Genomic DNA, 15,399 nt, shown 5'->3' with positions numbered 1-15,399 from the left:
TTATAGAACTCAAATTCATTTTTAGAAAGGTTGCTTTTCTTGAGCACTCAGAACACTTTGTTCGACCCAACCACTACCGAGTACCTCAAAGGCGTCCATACGGGCGATGGCCCGAAGTCTCTGTTTATCAATGGCCAGTGGGAGGCGGCCGCCGACGCTGCCACACGCACCATCATCTGCCCAGCCGACGGCAGCACGGTCGGTGTGGTCTCCGAGGCTTCAGATGCAGACACCATCCGCGCCATTGAGGCCGCACGCGCCGCCTTTGAGTCGGGTGTGTGGAGTAATACCCCAGCTATTGAGCGCGGCAAGCTGCTGATGAGGGTCGCCGACTTCATCCGTGAGAACAAGGAGCTTTTTGCTTCCGCTGAGTCCGCCGATACAGGCAAGCGTTACGAGGAGTCCCTCGGCGACATGGACGATATTTCCAACGCCTTCGATTACTTCGGCACCCTGGCCTCGCACGAGGCCGGCCGCGTGGTGGATCCGGGCGACCAGAACCTGCGTTCCCGTATCGATGCGGAACCAGTCGGCGTGTGTGGCCTCATCACTCCGTGGAACTACCCACTCCTACAGGTCTCTTGGAAGGTTGCCCCGGCTCTTGCGGCAGGCAACTCCTTCGTGCTCAAGCAGGCTGAGCTCACCCCGCACACCGCAATGCTGCTGATGGTTGGCCTGAAGCAGGCAGGGCTTCCCGACGGCGTAGGCAACCTGATCACCGGCGCTGGCGCTAACTGCGGAAACCCACTGTCCCAGCACCCTGAGGTAGACATGGTCTCCTTCACCGGCGGCCTGGCCACCGGCAAGATCATCGCCAAGAACGCTGCGGAGACCGTCAAGCGCACCGCACTGGAGCTCGGCGGCAAGAACCCGAACGTCATCTTCGCCGATGCCGACTTCGACGTCGCCGTGGACAACGCCCTCAACGGCGCATTCTTCCACTCGGGGCAGGTCTGCTCTGCGGGCTCGCGCATCATCGTGGAAGAGTCCCTGCACGACAAGTTCATCGAGGCCCTGGTCAAGCGCACCAACAACATCAAGATTGGTGGCCCGACCGACTCCAAGGCAGAAACCGGCCCGCTGATCTCTGAGGAGCACCGTGAGAAGGTCGCTGCTTACGTGGATAAAGCACGCGAGCAAGGTGCCAAGATTCTGACTGGCGGCCGCGCTGCTACCAGCGAGGACACCACTGGCCAGCACGGCACTGGTGAGACCGACCTGGGCAAGGGCGTCTACTACCTGCCCACGATCATCGATGGCGCCACCAAGGAGATGGACTGCGTCCACGACGAGGCCTTCGGCCCAGTGGTAACGGTGGAGACCTTCACCACTGAGGAAGAAGCCATCGCTACCGCGAACGACACCGAGTACGGCCTGGCAGGCGCCGTATTTACTAGCGATGCCGGCAAGGCTGAGCGCATGGCCCGCGCAATGCGCCACGGCACCATCTGGATCAACGACTTCCACCCCTACCTTCCGCAGGCAGAGTGGGGCGGATACAAGCAGTCCGGCAACGGCCGCGAGCTTGGCCCAACCGGCCTTGCCGAATATCAGGAGCACAAGCACGTGTACCAGAACCTGGCACCGGCGGCGTGGGACCAGTTTGGTCTGCAGTAACTAACTCTGCGTGCGCGGCTTAATGGTCATCGTGTCAATGTTGACGTGCGCTGGCAGCGATGCCACCCAGCGCACGGCCTCCGCGATATCCTCGGCCACGAGGTTAAGCTCGCCGGCGTAGACCGCGGCGGCGCGCTCAGCGTCGCCGCTGAAACGATTGAGCGAGAACTCCTCAGTGGCCACGCGGCCAGGATCAAGCTCGGTGACGCAGACATTGTGGTTCTCAATGCGCAGCACGCGGGAGATAACGCGCACGCCATGCTTGGCGGAGTTATAGCCGGAGCCGCCCTCGTATGGTGCCCAGCCAGCAATGGAGCCCATGTTGATGATGAGCCCGGAGTCGGAGGCCTCCAGCTTGGGCATCACCGCCTGAATCATGCGCACCGTGCCAAGCACGTTAACGTCATACATCCACTGCCAGTCTTCGATCTTTGTCTCTACCAGTGGCTCCAAGCCCTTGGCGCCGCCCGCGTTGTTGACCAACAGGTCCACGCGGTCCAAGTGGGAGACAAACTCCGTGACGGACTCATCATTGGTTACGTCCAGCGGATAAGCTTCAGCCCCGATTTCTGAAGCAAGCTCTTCGAGGCGTTCCACGCGGCGCGCGCCGATGACTACATGCCAGCCATCGGCAGCGAGTGCTCTTGCCGACGCCGCGCCAATTCCCGAAGAAGCACCAGTTACAACAGCAATCTTTTGTTCCGTCATATCCCCCGATGCTAAACCACCCAATTGCACACGCCCAGCAGGGTTAGCCACAAAACAGTGGAGGCCTCAAGGAAACTTAAGCCTTGACGGCATCCTCGATCTCGCCCAAGAGGTTGTCAACGAGGCCGTTCTTGAAGTCAGCCGGTGCGAATGCGCCATCGTTCATGTCGGTGATGAGGGAGACCTCAATCTGGGTGCGCAGCTGCTCCATGGAGAAGTTAGCCACTGCCAGGCGCCATGCCTCAACAGCACGGACGCCGCCGGAGAAGCCGTAGCCCACGAACGCGATTGCCTTGCCAACCCACTCGGAGCCGAGGGAGTCGAAAGCGTTCTTAAACGGGCCCGGTACGGAGTGGTTGTACTCCGGGGTGACGAAGATGAAGCCGTCGCATGCGTCGATGGCGTCGGACCAAGCCTGGACGTTAGCGTCGTCGTAGTTCTTGTTCGCGGCCATCGGAACCACGGAGGTGGTCAGGATTGGAACGTTGAAAGCCTTGAGGTCAACTACCTCGTACTCAACGCCGGTATTGCGGCCCTTTGCCAGGTCAGCAACCCAGTTAGCGATTGCTTCGCCTGCGCGATCGTCGCGGGTGGAACCAAGAACGATGCCAATCTTTGCCATGTGGAGAATCCCCTTCTCAAAAGTTGTTGATTAGTCAACATTAGAGTGTAGCACGGGCGCCAACTTGGCGGATGGTGATGTTGATTCGCCCCTCCTTCAACCCACATCCTTCCGGCAGCGTTGCGTCGTTGACCCGCACAATTCCGTGATAGGCAAGTCGCTTCGGGCCGCCAAATACAATTAAATCCCCGGAGCTGAGCGTCACGTCATCCCACAGCTTATTGCGATTTTCCGTATTGCCTATGCGAAACAGCGCCTCATCCCCGATGGATAAGGAGATGACCGGCGCAAGGGACTCCTCAAAGTCATCGACATGCATGCCCATCCCTGAGCCCGGCGGATAATAGTTCACCAAGGCCATCTCCGGATAGAAGGTCTCCACCCACGGTTCCAGCTCCGGGGAGACCTCTGCCGCCGCGCGCAGTGCTGGGCGCGCTATCTCCTGGAGGGAAACGAGCATCGGCGGCACCCGAGTCCCCTCAATGTTGTCCACGTAACGGTAGGTTTCGTAATGCCAGTACCTGCCCAGATGCAGCTGGTGCACGCTCATCTTTCCGGACTTCAGTTGTGGCTGATACATCGCCATGGGAGTGCCAGCGTAGCGCCGTGCCACCTCACGGGTTTCCTCGACGAGGGCACGTTGCTTAGCGACGTCCACCCATCCAGGCACGTGCGCTACCCCCGGGGCAATGCGGGTGGCGGGCCGAGAGACATCGAAAAGCATGGGCCCAAGGCTACATGTCGCATGCATTCTCGTGACTAGACTTGAGCCCCATGAACAGCCCCAAGAACTTAGAGCAATACGGCACCTGGGAGAAGATGTCTGGTGGGCAGTGGCACCTGCCAGGTCAGACGGAGCAAGTGCGCACTCAGCACGCGCGGACGTTCCGTTTGATCAAGCAGTTCAACGACTTGGGCAATACCGACCCAGACAAGGCGCAGGAGATCCTGCGCGAACTGCTGCCCGATGAATCACACGTTCCCGGCTGGTTCGGTCCGGCGCACGTGGAATTCGGTTCTAACCTCATCGTGGGCGAACACGTTTTTATTAACTTCAATGCCACCATCTTGGCGCAGGCCAAGGTCACGCTCGCCGATCACGTGATGATTGGGCCGAACTGCTCCCTTATCACTGTGGGCCATCCGGTCAACGATCACGAGATGCGCGGGGGCGGCTGGGAGATCGCCAAGCCCATCACCGTGGGTCGCAACACCTGGTTCGGCGCCAACGTCACGGTCATGCCCGGCGTGACCATTGGCGAGGACTGCGTCATCGGCGCAAACACCTTGGTCACCCGTGACATTCCGGATAAGTCGCTCGTACTCGGCTCCCCGGGCCGCGTGGTGTGCAAGCTTGACGGCGAGAATCTGGAGCGCCAGGACCTGGAAGGCCCAGTAGAGGGCTTCGGGCTGCTCTAAATGTTTGATCTCGCACGCATCGGCGCTGGCCTGCCCGTCGCCGAGACCATCGGCACGCTGCCTTCTTCCGGCAACGTCGTGGTCCAGGCGCCGCCAGGCACCGGTAAGACCACGCTCGTACCGCCGGCGCTCGCGAACCAAGCTGCGGAACAAGACACGAGCGGGAAGATCCTGGTCACCGCACCTCGCCGCGTGGCCGTGCGCGCTGCCGCGAACCGGCTGCAGCACCTGTCCGGCCAACAAATTGGTTACGCCGTGCGCGGCGATTCCCGCCACGGCCGCGACGTCGAGTTCGTCACCCCAGGCGTGCTGCTGCGCCGACTGCTGCGCGACCCCGAGCTCAGCGGTGTTTCCGCCGTAGCCATCGACGAGGTCCATGAACGTCAGTGCGACACCGACCTCGTCCTTGGCATGTGCCTGGAACTGGCGCAGCTACGCGACGACTTCCGCGTCATCGCGATGTCCGCCACCGTCGACGCCCAGCGCTTCTCCGAACTCATGGACGCCCCGGTTCACGTCACTGAGGCAGTGACGTACCCGCTCGACATCCGCTACTCCCCGGCCACGGGCCGCGCTGCCGGCGAGCGAGATTTCTACGCCCACGTTGCCCGCCAAGCCACGGGCCATTCCGGTTCCGTGCTGGTCTTCGTGCCCGGCGTACGCGAGGTTAACCTCGTGTGCGAGCAACTGCCCGGCGCGTATCCGCTGCACGGACAGCAGACCACGGCTGAGCAGGACGCCGCCCTGTACACCGACGCCGACCGCATCGTGGTGGCCACCTCCATCGCGGAGTCCTCGCTGACGGTCCCGGGCGTGCGCACCGTGGTCGATGCCGGGCTCTCGCGTACCCCGCGCCGCGATGCCCAGCGCGGCATGTCTGGCTTGATCACGGTTTCTACCTCGAAGTCGAGCGCCGATCAGCGCGCCGGTCGCGCCGGGCGTGAGGCCCCTGGCACCGTGATTCGCTGCTACTCACAGGACGATTACCAGCACTTCTCCCCGCACATCACTCCGGAGATCCTCAGCGCCGATCTCACTCAGGCGGCACTGTTCCTGGAGTGCTGGGGCGCGGGTGAGGACTTTCCGCTCCTTGATCAGCCACCAGCCCGCGCGCTTGCCGACGCCCACCGAACGCTGCGCTCGATCGGTGCCACCGGGGACGTCGCCAAGCAGCTCGCTCTTCTGCCCACCGACCCGCGCCTTGGCGCCGCGTTGCTCAAGTACGGCGCCGGCGCTGCGCATACCGTCGCCGCGCTCAGCGATTCCCCGCGTGGGGACATCACGCGCATCACTCCTCCCAAACGCGAGGTCGAGTGCCTAGCGCGCCTCGTGCCCGACAAAGGTCCAGCCGATCCTGGCGCGGTCGTGGCCGCGGCCTTCCCGGAGCGCGTCGCGCGCCGCGCCACCTCCGCGAAGGAAGCAGAGTACCTCCTGGCCAGCGGTACTCGTGCGCGCATGCTCGAGGACAACGGCGCTGCGTGGCTGGCCGTGGCGGACGTGTCCTTGTCCAATACCGGCACCGCCATCATCCGCGCTGCCGCTCAAATCGATGAGCAAGCTGCGCTCTATGCCATCGGTACTACCGAGGAGATCACGGCGACGCTCGAGGACGGCAAGGTGCGCGGGCGCAAGGTCCTGCGCGCCGGGGCAATCGAGCTCAGCTCCACCCCGGTCAAAGTCACGGGTGCTGCGGCCGAGGAAGCTCTTGCTGCCGGTATCCGCGAGCACGGTCTTGCCATGTTCTCCTTCAGCGAGAAAGCGCAGAACCTGCGCGAACGCTTGGCGCATCTGCACGCGCACTACGGCGCCCCTTGGCCGGACGTCGACAATGCAGAGCCCGCCGAGTGGCTGGGCCCCGAGCTACACGACGTCGCGGCGGGCAAACCTGCCACCAAGGTCGACATGTATCCAGCATTCCAGCGCCTTCTCCCCTGGCCGGAAGCCACGCGCCTGGATGAGCTGGCACCTGAACGCCTGCCCGTGCCCTCGGGGCGCGACGCGAAAATCGACTGGTCCGGGGATCGCCCCACGGTGAGCATCAAGTTGCAGGAATGCTTTGGGCTGGCGGAGTCCCCGGTCTATTGCGGGCAGCGTGTGCAGTTCCACCTGCTTTCCCCAGCGGGCCGCCCACTGGCCGTAACTGATGACTTGGCGAGCTTCTGGGCAGGGCCTTACCAGGGCGTTCGCGCCGACATGCGAGGGCGCTATCCCAAGCATCCCTGGCCTGAAGACCCGTGGACAGCACCAGCTACCGCACGGACGAAAAACCGCATGTGATTTAGCCCCACTGCTGCACGGAGAGGTAAATGCTCATCACCACGACGAGGGTGAGCAAGGCGTAGCGAATCAGCTTGGTGCCGCCGCCTAAGACAGTGCACGCACCGAGCTGGGCGCCAAGCACGTTGGCTGCAGCTAGAACTAGGGCGAGACCCCACAGGATGTGCCCGCCCAGGATGAACACGATGAGCGCGCCGACGTTAGTGCAGGTGTTCACCACCTTGGACATGGCGGCAGAGCGCAAGAAGTTCTGCGAAAAAATTGCGGTGAACGCCATGATGAGGAACATGCCGGTGCCGGGGCCAAAGATACCGTCGTAAAAGGCAATGCACGCCACCGCGCCCAGAGCCGCCCACGTGCGCCAGCCGCCGCGGATTCCTTCGCTCTCGTTCGTACCGAAGCTGGGGCGGAAAGCCACGAAGACACCAACGCAGACCATCAGCACGATGATGAGCGGACGCATCACGTCTTTGTCGATCATCGCTGCAGCGCCCGCGCCTAGGCCCGAACACACCAGTGCCGCTAGGCCCAGGCGAATGAGTTCGGCCGCCGGCGGGCGCACCTTGCGAACGAGAGTAAAGGCAGCCGACGCCGTTCCGGACACTGCGGCCACCTTGTTAGTAGCCAGTGCGGTGGCCGGCGCGAGCTGCGGCGCTACGGCCATTATGAGCGGAATCAGCACGAGTCCGCCGCCGCCGATGACGGCGTCAATCCACCCCGCGACTGCTGCTCCTGACGTCAAAATTGCCCAGCCACTAATCCCCAAGTCTGCGAGATCCATGCATTTATTAAACTCGATGCCATGTCTGTTCGTGCACGTTGGGCCATAGTCGTTCCGGGCTCCCTCGCAGTGGGAGCCCTTTTCACCTATCTGCACGTCCCCGCCGCCTGGATCTTGGCAGCCCTTCTTGTCTCGGGTGCCATGGCGCTCAGCACGGGCGAAGAGCTCGTCGTGAACAAGCACTTCTACGCCGTGGCCCGCGGGTTCATCGGCATAATGGCGGCGATGCCCCTCACCCTGGTGGCGGCCTCCACCATCATCGGTTTAGTCCCTGCCGCTATCACGATGTCTCTCATCACGGCCCTAGTCGGAATGGCAGGAGGCATGCTGCTGCACCGCTCGCAGCCCAAGGATATTTCCTGGGAGACCGGCATCTTGTCGATGCTCCCCGGTGGCGCGGCCCTCATGCCCGCGCTGGCCAGTGAGCTCGGTGCTGACTATCGCTACGTCGCACTGACGCAATACCTGCGCCTTCTGGCGGTATCCATCTCCCTGCCTTTCATAGTGTCGCTGCTGACCAGCCCGGCCGGGCAAGACGTCGACATGAGCGTCCAAGGTGAAGCCACCTGGTGGATCGTGCTGCTCACGGTGGCTATTGCCGTTCTGGGCGAGCGATTGGGCAAGCTCGCTCACCTGCCAGCTTCATCGGTGCTTGGCCCGCTCATCATCACCGTCATCGTGGCGCAGTTCCTGCCGGCGGGCCACACGCTGGAACCGCTGTACGCGTTCAAGATCATGGCATTCATGTCCATTGGCTGGGTCTGCGGCGGCGGTTTGTCCGTCCCCGCACTGAAGTCCTTTGCCAAGCAGCTTCCGGCCACGATCCTTTTCATCATTGTGGTCATGGGCGTATGCGCGCTGACCGCGTGGCCGCTGACGGCGTGGCTCGGAATTAGCTACTTCGAGGCCTACCTCGCCACCTCGCCAGGCGCACTCGAAACCGTTCTGGCGCTCTCCGCTGAAGGTGGCGCGGGCCCAGCCGTCGTGGCGGTGCAGATCATCCGCCTCATCATCGTCTTGGTCATCGCGGGATATCTCCCACAGATCTTGCGCCTGCTCAAACGCCTGCGGTAGTAGGGTTTCGAAAGCTAGAGCAGGCACTGTTCCTGCTCTGGCGGCATGAGAATTGGGGTCCTTTAATTAAGGACTGCGTGGCGCAGGATAGACATCGGAACCGAGCCCAGTGCGAGGGCCTCGGAGTGGAAGTCACGCACGGACATACCCTGCGCCACGGCTTCCTCGCGGGTCTGCTGCCACAGGCGCTCGCCCAGAGCATAGGAAGGCGCTTGGCCTGGCCAGCCCAGGTAACGGTTGACCTCGAAGTTCAGGTTCGCGTCATCCATCGCGGTGTTCTCACGCATAAACGTCTTCACATGCGCCTTGTCCCACTTGCCCGGATTCGTGCAATCCGGCAGCTTCTTGCCCAAGTGCAATCCGATGTCGACCACCACGCGGGCGGCGCGGAAGCGCTGGGCGTCGAGAAGCCCCATGCGGAAACCAGGATCATCCATGTAACCCAGCTCGGCCATGAGCGCCTCAGCATAGAGCGCCCAGCCCTCGCCGTGTCCGGAGTTCCAGGTCACCGCTCGCCGCCACAGGTTGAGATCCTCCTGCACCAGCGCAGAACCCAACTGCAGGTGGTGGCCCGGCGCGCCCTCATGGTGCACCGTGGTCAGCTCCTGCCAGGTGTGGAAACGCTCCTGACCGGCCGGAACGGACCACCACATGCGGCCCGGGCGGGAGAAGTCATCCGACGGTGCGGTGTAGAAGATTCCACCAGTACCCGCAGGATCGATGCGGCACTCGATGTTCTTGATCTGCTCCGGAATGTCGAACTCAGTGCCGTCCAGTTCCTTGATCACCTTGTCCGCGGTGGCCTGCATCCACTCCACCAGCGCGTCGGTGCCCTCAAGAACGTAGCGCTCTTCCTGGTTAAGCTTGCGCATCGCGGTCTTCACGTTGCAGTCAGAACCGTACAGCTCGCGGGCGATCTTCTCTTGCTCAGCGCTGATTTCGGCAACGCGTTCAAGACCCCATTCATAAGCCTCGTCAAGATCGACGGTGTCACCAACGAACAGCTTGGAGAAGCGCTCGTAGCGGTCACGCCCCACGGCATCCTCTGTAGGAGCCTGCGGCTGCAAGTCGTTGGAGAGCCAGTCAGCGAACTGACCAAACGCATGCTTTGCTGCTTCCACCTCAGGGCCTTCAACTCCCAGGTTCTCTAGCATCGAATCGGAGTCGGCAAGGCGTTCACACTGCACAAAGACCTCGTTAATTTGGCGGTGCGGCGGAACCATGCCGTGCGAAGCAGCCTCCTTAAGGGAGTCTTTATATCCGGTCAATGCACCGCCCACCTTGGACAGGCGGGAGCGAATGGCGTCCAGCTGTTCCGGAGTGTCCTGCGGCATGAGCAGCAAGGTGTCACGGATAGTCTGCACTGGTGAAGCGATGTTGTTGAGGCTACGGATGTCCTCACCATGGTGATGCAGGTCAAGGTCCAGGCAGAGGCGGTCACGCAGGACCGCGGCGGTTACGTAGTCAACCTCGTCGAAGTCATCCTCGTCATCAGACTCGTCGGTGGTGTCATCCAACGCATCGACGTCAGCGACCATGTCTCGCGTGCGATCCGCGATGGCAGCGTAGTACTCAGGTGAGAAATCCTGCAGTTCACCCTCATAACCCGGGATTCCCCAGGCGGTTGCCTCGGTAGGGCTAAGCTGTGCGAGGTCATGAACAAAGTTATCGCAGGCGGCGTCCAACAGAGAGGGCTGACGCTTGTGGGTTGACTCTGAACTCATGAGGGTGAAGTCTATCCTCGATCTGCAAGTTAGGGCCAATTTAAAAGCCAAACGTTGCGGCCTTGTTAACTACTTGTTATTCCACTTAATCCCTGGATTTACCCAACCTTCGAATCCCTCCAGCACAGCCACGGGAGTGGGTGCTAGAACCAGGGCGTCGACAAAGCGGCGCTGCACGAAGCCTGCCTTAGACATTGCGGCAAACATATCGACGAACGGGCGCCAGAACCCCTCAGTATCCACCAGTCCCACAGGTCCCGTCACGTGGCCGAGCTGTTGCATGGTGAGAACCTCAGCAAGCTCCTCCAACGTTCCCACGCCGCCTGGCAGGCAGATGTAGGCATCCGCAAGGTTCTCCATTCGAGTCTTGCGCTCCGCCATGGTTTCCACCACTTCAAGGCTGGTCAGGCCCGGATGCGCGAGCTCCAGATCCACCAGCTGCTCCGGGATCACGCCGGTTACGCTTCCGCCGTGGGCGAGGCAGGCGTCTGCCACGATACCCATCAGCCCCACGTTGCCGCCGCCATAAACCAGGTTCAGACCGCGGTCTGCCAGCTCCTCCCCCAGCTGCCGGGCTGCCTCACCATAAGCTTCAGAGTTACCTGTGGCCGATCCGCAATACACCGCAACTGACTTCATGGATTTCATCCTATAGCTATCGTGGCTTTCATGAATGACAGTCCCAGCGCCCCACTTCGCCATGCTCTGGATCGCGCGCGCGATTTAATAAAGAACGCACACCGCATTGAGATATTCACGGGCGCTGGCATGTCTGCCGATTCAGGTCTGGCCACGTACCGCGATCCCGATTCTGGAATCTGGGAGAACGTAGACCCACAGGACATGGCATCCATTGATGCATGGGCCAAGGACCCAATCCGCATGTGGCGCTGGTACGCCCACCGCCGCCATCAGGCGGAAAAGGCGCAGCCCAACGCAGGTCATATTGCGTTGGCGCAGTGGGATAAAGAGGTCACTGTCACCACCCAGAACATTGATGACCTGCATGAGAGAGCAGGCACTGACGACGTCGTGCATCTCCACGGTTCCCTCTTTGCCTTCAGATGCTGCATGTGTGGGCGCCCCTGGCGCGGCGGAGTCGATACGGATACTCCGCCAAAGTGCCCGCTCTGCGGGAACTTGGTGCGGCCGGGCGTCGTGTGGTTCGGCGAGGCCCTTCCCCAACGGGAATGGGAGGAAGCAGAGAAGAGGATGGCCGCTGCCGATCTGGTGATAATCGTGGGCACTTCGGGCGTGGTATACCCCGCCGCTGGACTGCCCCGGATAGCACACCGGTTAGGAACACCGATCATCGAAGTTTCTCCGCAAAGCACAGATTTAACCAGCTTATCTACGGTTTTTATTAATTCAACGGCCGCGGATGCACTTCCCAAGTTGGCCAAGCTTTAGACCATGTTGTCTAGGCATCAAGTGTCCCATTAGACAAGGCGGTCTAGCCTATCTATACTTTATGCATGCTCAAACCTGGACCAGTGTTCACGCGCCCACGCACCCCGGCGGCGAAGTGCCTCCACCTCGTGCGTCTTAATCCGATCATCACGCGCAGTGAGCTCGTCGAAGCGACTGGTCTATCCCAACCCACGATCACCCGTGCCACCGCGGCTCTTCTCCAAAAAGGCCTCGTCCAGGAACGCAATGACCTGACTCGTTCACGCGGCCGGGGCCGCCCCACCGTTCCCCTTGAGGTCGCCGAGAATAACTGGATTCTCGCCGGCATTGCGGTGGGCACCTCCCAAACCCACATCGGCTTTTATGACACGATGGGCCGCACGATCCGCGAAGACGACGTCCCTACCCCAGTGGCGCAGTTGAGCGAAGAAGACTTCATTGAGCACATCATGGCGGGCGTCAACCGCCTGATGACCGGCCTCGATCGCAAGCTGGTTTCCGTCGGCGTCACCACCTCTGGCACCGTGGACAACGAGGGCCGCATTACTGCGAGCAACTTGGGCTGGGAAAACGTCGACATCGCCGAGCGCCTGCGCTTTCAGTTTGGCGTTCCCGTGGTTGTCTCCTCCGCAATCCCCGCTATCTTGGGCTCCGAAACACAGGCCGCCGAGCTCGGTAACACCGATCCAGTTCTCGTTCTCTTCGCGGATGACTCTATCGGTGCGGCACTGTCTGCCAATGATGAAGTTTCCCAAATCATTCCCCTTCCGGCGACATCCCAGCTCGCCGACCCAGAGGAATCACTCACCACAGCGGCCGTCCTGCGCAAGCTCGGCCGCACCGGCACCTTGACGGAGGCTGTCGCAGCTGCCGCAAACAACCCGGCTGAACGCAAAATCCTGGATGACCGCGCCCGCCAACTGGGCGAAATCGCCGCATTGCTGGTAAACGAATATAAACCAGCCACTGTCGTTGTAGCGGGTAGCGCCTTCCTCGACGATCCTGCAGCCCCGAAGCTCTTTGCTGCCGCGGTGCGCGAAAAGGCCGGTCGCAGTACCCAGCTGCGCGTCATCCCCTCCCTCAAAGAGATCGTTCGCGCCATCACCCGTGCAATTGCGCTGGACCCGCTTCTGCGCGTGCCGCTGGAACTGTTTTAAGCCTCGGCCATTTAAGACTCGTCCACGATTGCGCGCACGTCGTCGGCGTTCGTGAACAAGTGCGCCTGCAATCCTGCTGCGCCCGCTCCATCGACAAAGTCTTGCCGATCATCAAAGAAGTGCACCTTCTCAGCTGTCGCGGCAAGAGCATCGACGGCAACTCTGTATGCCTCTGCATCCGGTTTGGCCACGCCAATATCGCAGCTAAATACCACTGCAGCGCAGTCTTCAATCCAATCGTGTTCACTGCGTACGGCATCCGCCAAGGTAGTGGGGATGTTAGAGAGCAAGCCCACCGTGTGCCCCTCGCCAATGAGCCGCTGCACTAAAGCAACCATCTCCGGTTCGGAGTCCATGTAATAGCGATTGTCGAGTTCCACAGCTTCCGCAATGTCAAACTCCCCGAGCTCCACGCTGGCAGAAATGCGGTTCCAATACATTGAATCGGACATGATTCCGGCGTCATATGCCGGGCGAAACTCCTGATAAGCTTCCCAGAACCTCGCGGGGTCCGCGGGATTTACCAGCCTCTCGAGCTCGGCTTGTTGCTCCGCGCTAGCAATGCGCATGAGCACGCCGTACATGTCGAAAAGAAGCTTAGCCATGCGCCCCAGTCTAGACGCGGCGCGCCTGAGTCAGCACAGCCAGGATTCCCACCGCGGCACCGGCAACGAACATCGGCAGCGGAACTTCAGCATGACTCCACGGCAGCATACCGATAGAGGCAACGGATCCGAGCAATAAAAGCCCAGCCAAGCTATACAGCGAGCGAGTCACCGGACGGCACACGCCAAGCGCACCCGCTAGCATACCGAACCCTGCTACTGGACCGAGCATCAGCGCAAAGGTGAAAAGAAATGTGCCCAACGCAAGGTACGTCGAGTTCATAGCCATACCACCGACTAGAGCCACCGCCAGTAGTGCTAGTGCAAAACTGATGAGGATCTTGTTCTTGGTAGTCATAAATAAAGTCTCCCACCGAGCGTTTACTCGATGGGAGACTTTATTAAATCTTGACGGCTTCGTTATAGATATTACGAGTTGCGGGATGCCAGGCCAGCGTCGATGCGCAGCAGGCCAGAGCCATCGTTGCCAACCAGCTTAATCTGGTCAATAATCTCGCTAACAGTAGCCTCTTCCCCAATCTGCTCATCCAAGAACCAGTTAATGAGGGAGCGGGAATCCAAGTCACCAGCAGCGTCAGCGGCGCGAGCGATCTCACGGATCTGCTCGGATACCTTCTGCTCGTGAGCAAAGGCAGCCTCGAAAGCATCCAACGGAGTTGCTGCCTTGATGGAAGGAACTGGGATGTCAGAAAGCTCTACTCGGTAGCCGCGGTCCAGCAGGTGCTGAGCAATCTTCTGCGCATGCTCGCGCTCTTCTGCAGCCTGTGCGTAGAACCAGTCGCGCATACCCGGGAAGGAGAGGTTGTCCAACTCGTATGCCAGCTGGGTGTAAATCAGAGCAGCGCCGTGCTCGTTGATTACCTGGTTGTTCAGGAGGGTTTGCAGCTTCTCGTCCATGTCAGGAACCTTTCTCTAAGACCCCCGGTAAGTGCAATTTCCTATCAAACCGGGGCGTTTCATTAAGTGCAACACCAACAATACAGATTTATTTCCGTCGCGCTAGGAAGGGTTGCTTTAGCAAACATGCCGGTCAAGGCTACTTTTTGGGTTGGATATCCTAACTTTACTCAGGATATCCACCACTACATTCCCACCTTAGGACAACCGCGACACAACCAAGCCACGCTTGACGACGCCGCCCTTGCCTAGAACAGCTTCGGCAGTTTCAGACCCGGAATCGCACCAGAGAAGGCAGCACCGACTGCAGCCAGAATCGCAATAATCGCGGCTATAATGCCGCCGATTGCACCCGCGGAAGAACCCGCTTCAGGCTTTGGATCTGGCTCAGCAGCCGCCTTGGCATAGGTGACAGTGAGGTCAGCGTTTCCGTCCTCTAGCGGTCCCGGCTTGTAGATGCCCAGCATCACGTCGCTGCCAACCTGGGTGAGGGACGTCTGTGCACCTTTGGTGGTGTAGGTCTTCTCTGCTGCCGGAACAATTGCTTCGCTCAGCTTAAAGGTGGAGATTTTTGCGTCATCCAGGTTGGTCTCAAGTGCCTCCTTGCTGCTTGGCCCCTTGGTGCCGGTGGCCTTCACGTCCGCCGTGATGGTGGCATCAGTGCCGGAAACCACTACCTTGATGTCGCTGAACGTCATATCGAGACCAAAGCTGCCATCTGGACCCAGGCCCGGGTGTGCTTGGAAGTGCAGCGAGCCATCAGTGTCGATGGTTCCGTTACCCTTTGCGTCAACCTTGGATGCGGAAGCATTCACTGGAAGCTTGAAAGTTTTGCCAGCGAGGACGGCACCATCAGTGGCCTCAATCTTCCCTTTCGCAAAAGGCTTTTGTACGTAGGAAATGAAGGACTCCTTGATGGGCCAGTTGAGCTCACCGGAAGCGAGGGCAGGAATTTGGGCAGCGGTAGCAGTAGGTACTGCGAGAGCACCGGCCACGAGAGCGGTGGCGGTGAGCACAGAGATTGGCTTCATTTAGTTCTCCGAATCAGAAAGAGTGTAGATGAAAGTATGCAAGCTTAGCCTTGCCA

At 60.7% G+C, this 15,399-nt stretch carries 16 protein-coding genes; 6 read left to right on the top strand and 10 right to left on the bottom strand.

Going from position 1 to position 15,399, the window contains the following annotated elements:
• Window positions 1-39 precede the first annotated feature (39 nt).
• On the top strand, window positions 40-1,617 hold the full coding sequence (locus tag HMPREF3153_RS11415) for an aldehyde dehydrogenase family protein (RefSeq protein ID WP_034657276.1): 1,578 nt from the start codon (window positions 40-42) through the stop codon (window positions 1,615-1,617).
• On the opposite strand, the gene HMPREF3153_RS11410 is transcribed toward HMPREF3153_RS11415, so the two are convergent.
• The 3 genes from HMPREF3153_RS11410 to HMPREF3153_RS11400 form a co-directional block, all read right to left on the bottom strand.
• Entirely contained in the window at window positions 1,618-2,325 is a 708-nt protein-coding gene (locus tag HMPREF3153_RS11410; RefSeq protein ID WP_070420925.1) for an SDR family oxidoreductase, read from the bottom strand. It abuts the gene before it with no gap.
• A gap of 76 nt (window positions 2,326-2,401) precedes the next feature.
• Window positions 2,402-2,947, bottom strand: a complete 546-nt coding sequence (locus tag HMPREF3153_RS11405; protein WP_005530502.1) for an NADPH-dependent FMN reductase — start codon at window positions 2,945-2,947, stop codon at window positions 2,402-2,404.
• Window positions 2,948-2,987: 40 nt separating this feature from the next.
• On the bottom strand, window positions 2,988-3,671 hold the full coding sequence (locus HMPREF3153_RS11400; protein ID WP_070420924.1) for an alpha-ketoglutarate-dependent dioxygenase AlkB family protein: 684 nt from the start codon (window positions 3,669-3,671) through the stop codon (window positions 2,988-2,990).
• A gap of 50 nt (window positions 3,672-3,721) precedes the next feature.
• Here HMPREF3153_RS11400 and HMPREF3153_RS11395 point away from each other — a divergent pair, with 50 nt between their 5' ends.
• Window positions 3,722-4,366 (top strand): sugar O-acetyltransferase, encoded by a 645-nt coding sequence (locus tag HMPREF3153_RS11395; protein WP_070420923.1) that lies wholly within the window; start codon window positions 3,722-3,724, stop codon window positions 4,364-4,366.
• On the top strand, window positions 4,367-6,643 hold the full coding sequence (locus HMPREF3153_RS11390) for an ATP-dependent RNA helicase (protein ID WP_070420922.1): 2,277 nt from the start codon (window positions 4,367-4,369) through the stop codon (window positions 6,641-6,643). It abuts the gene before it with no gap.
• A 1-nt stretch (window position 6,644) separates the two neighbouring features.
• Here the strand turns inward: HMPREF3153_RS11390 and HMPREF3153_RS11385 are convergent, their stop codons facing one another.
• Window positions 6,645-7,424: a TSUP family transporter gene (locus HMPREF3153_RS11385; protein WP_070420921.1), complete on the bottom strand. Its 780-nt coding sequence runs from the start codon at window positions 7,422-7,424 to the stop codon at window positions 6,645-6,647.
• A gap of 21 nt (window positions 7,425-7,445) precedes the next feature.
• Here HMPREF3153_RS11385 and HMPREF3153_RS11380 point away from each other — a divergent pair, with 21 nt between their 5' ends.
• A complete protein-coding gene (locus HMPREF3153_RS11380) occupies window positions 7,446-8,498 on the top strand; it encodes an AbrB family transcriptional regulator (protein WP_070420920.1) in 1,053 nt (350 codons plus the stop codon).
• Window positions 8,499-8,560: 62 nt separating this feature from the next.
• On the opposite strand, the gene HMPREF3153_RS11375 is transcribed toward HMPREF3153_RS11380, so the two are convergent.
• Together HMPREF3153_RS11375 and HMPREF3153_RS11370 are read right to left on the bottom strand one after the other, a co-directional pair.
• A complete protein-coding gene (locus HMPREF3153_RS11375) occupies window positions 8,561-10,222 on the bottom strand; it encodes a DUF885 domain-containing protein (RefSeq protein ID WP_046645776.1) in 1,662 nt (553 codons plus the stop codon).
• Window positions 10,223-10,291: 69 nt separating this feature from the next.
• Window positions 10,292-10,861 (bottom strand): LOG family protein, encoded by a 570-nt coding sequence (locus tag HMPREF3153_RS11370; RefSeq protein WP_049151487.1) that lies wholly within the window; start codon window positions 10,859-10,861, stop codon window positions 10,292-10,294.
• Window positions 10,862-10,891: 30 nt separating this feature from the next.
• Between HMPREF3153_RS11370 and HMPREF3153_RS11365 the strand changes: the two genes are divergently transcribed.
• Window positions 10,892-11,632 carry an SIR2 family NAD-dependent protein deacylase gene (locus HMPREF3153_RS11365; RefSeq protein WP_049151486.1) on the top strand — a complete coding sequence of 247 codons (741 nt, stop codon included), beginning with the start codon at window positions 10,892-10,894 and terminating at the stop codon, window positions 11,630-11,632.
• 65 nt (window positions 11,633-11,697) lie between these two features.
• A complete protein-coding gene (locus tag HMPREF3153_RS11360) occupies window positions 11,698-12,789 on the top strand; it encodes an ROK family transcriptional regulator (RefSeq protein WP_049062319.1) in 1,092 nt (363 codons plus the stop codon).
• An 11-nt stretch (window positions 12,790-12,800) separates the two neighbouring features.
• On the opposite strand, the gene HMPREF3153_RS11355 is transcribed toward HMPREF3153_RS11360, so the two are convergent.
• From HMPREF3153_RS11355 to HMPREF3153_RS11340, 4 genes are all read right to left on the bottom strand, one after another.
• Entirely contained in the window at window positions 12,801-13,394 is a 594-nt protein-coding gene (locus HMPREF3153_RS11355) for an HAD family hydrolase (RefSeq protein WP_070420919.1), read from the bottom strand.
• A gap of 10 nt (window positions 13,395-13,404) precedes the next feature.
• Complete coding sequence (locus tag HMPREF3153_RS11350) at window positions 13,405-13,752, bottom strand: hypothetical protein (RefSeq protein WP_005530521.1); 348 nt, start codon at window positions 13,750-13,752, stop codon at window positions 13,405-13,407.
• Window positions 13,753-13,823: 71 nt separating this feature from the next.
• Window positions 13,824-14,312, bottom strand: a complete 489-nt coding sequence (locus HMPREF3153_RS11345) for a ferritin (protein ID WP_005530522.1) — start codon at window positions 14,310-14,312, stop codon at window positions 13,824-13,826.
• A 248-nt stretch (window positions 14,313-14,560) separates the two neighbouring features.
• The gene (locus tag HMPREF3153_RS11340) at window positions 14,561-15,343 is read right to left on the bottom strand and encodes an HtaA domain-containing protein (protein WP_070420918.1); all 783 of its coding nucleotides are present in this window, start codon (window positions 15,341-15,343) and stop codon (window positions 14,561-14,563) included.
• Between the last annotated feature and the right edge of the window lie 56 nt (window positions 15,344-15,399).

Source organism: Corynebacterium sp. HMSC06C06 (assembly GCF_001807295.1).
Lineage (GTDB): Bacteria > Actinomycetota > Actinomycetes > Mycobacteriales > Mycobacteriaceae > Corynebacterium > Corynebacterium striatum.
Note: the sequence above shows the minus strand (reverse complement) of the source record. Positions and strands in the feature narration are given on the sequence as shown.

Coding starts and splice junctions, on each gene's coding strand:
- HMPREF3153_RS11410 (WP_070420925.1), bottom strand. CDS start 2,325: ATGACGGAACAAAAGATTGCTGTTGTAACTGGTGCTTCTTCGGGAATT.
- HMPREF3153_RS11405 (WP_005530502.1), bottom strand. CDS start 2,947: ATGGCAAAGATTGGCATCGTTCTTGGTTCCACCCGCGACGATCGCGCA.
- HMPREF3153_RS11400 (WP_070420924.1), bottom strand. CDS start 3,671: ATGCTTTTCGATGTCTCTCGGCCCGCCACCCGCATTGCCCCGGGGGTA.
- HMPREF3153_RS11395 (WP_070420923.1), top strand. CDS start 3,722: ATGAACAGCCCCAAGAACTTAGAGCAATACGGCACCTGGGAGAAGATG.
- HMPREF3153_RS11390 (WP_070420922.1), top strand. CDS start 4,367: ATGTTTGATCTCGCACGCATCGGCGCTGGCCTGCCCGTCGCCGAGACC.
- HMPREF3153_RS11385 (WP_070420921.1), bottom strand. CDS start 7,424: ATGGATCTCGCAGACTTGGGGATTAGTGGCTGGGCAATTTTGACGTCA.
- HMPREF3153_RS11380 (WP_070420920.1), top strand. CDS start 7,446: ATGTCTGTTCGTGCACGTTGGGCCATAGTCGTTCCGGGCTCCCTCGCA.
- HMPREF3153_RS11375 (WP_046645776.1), bottom strand. CDS start 10,222: ATGAGTTCAGAGTCAACCCACAAGCGTCAGCCCTCTCTGTTGGACGCC.
- HMPREF3153_RS11370 (WP_049151487.1), bottom strand. CDS start 10,861: ATGAAGTCAGTTGCGGTGTATTGCGGATCGGCCACAGGTAACTCTGAA.
- HMPREF3153_RS11365 (WP_049151486.1), top strand. CDS start 10,892: ATGAATGACAGTCCCAGCGCCCCACTTCGCCATGCTCTGGATCGCGCG.
- HMPREF3153_RS11360 (WP_049062319.1), top strand. CDS start 11,698: ATGCTCAAACCTGGACCAGTGTTCACGCGCCCACGCACCCCGGCGGCG.
- HMPREF3153_RS11355 (WP_070420919.1), bottom strand. CDS start 13,394: ATGGCTAAGCTTCTTTTCGACATGTACGGCGTGCTCATGCGCATTGCT.
- HMPREF3153_RS11350 (WP_005530521.1), bottom strand. CDS start 13,752: ATGACTACCAAGAACAAGATCCTCATCAGTTTTGCACTAGCACTACTG.
- HMPREF3153_RS11345 (WP_005530522.1), bottom strand. CDS start 14,312: ATGGACGAGAAGCTGCAAACCCTCCTGAACAACCAGGTAATCAACGAG.
- HMPREF3153_RS11340 (WP_070420918.1), bottom strand. CDS start 15,343: ATGAAGCCAATCTCTGTGCTCACCGCCACCGCTCTCGTGGCCGGTGCT.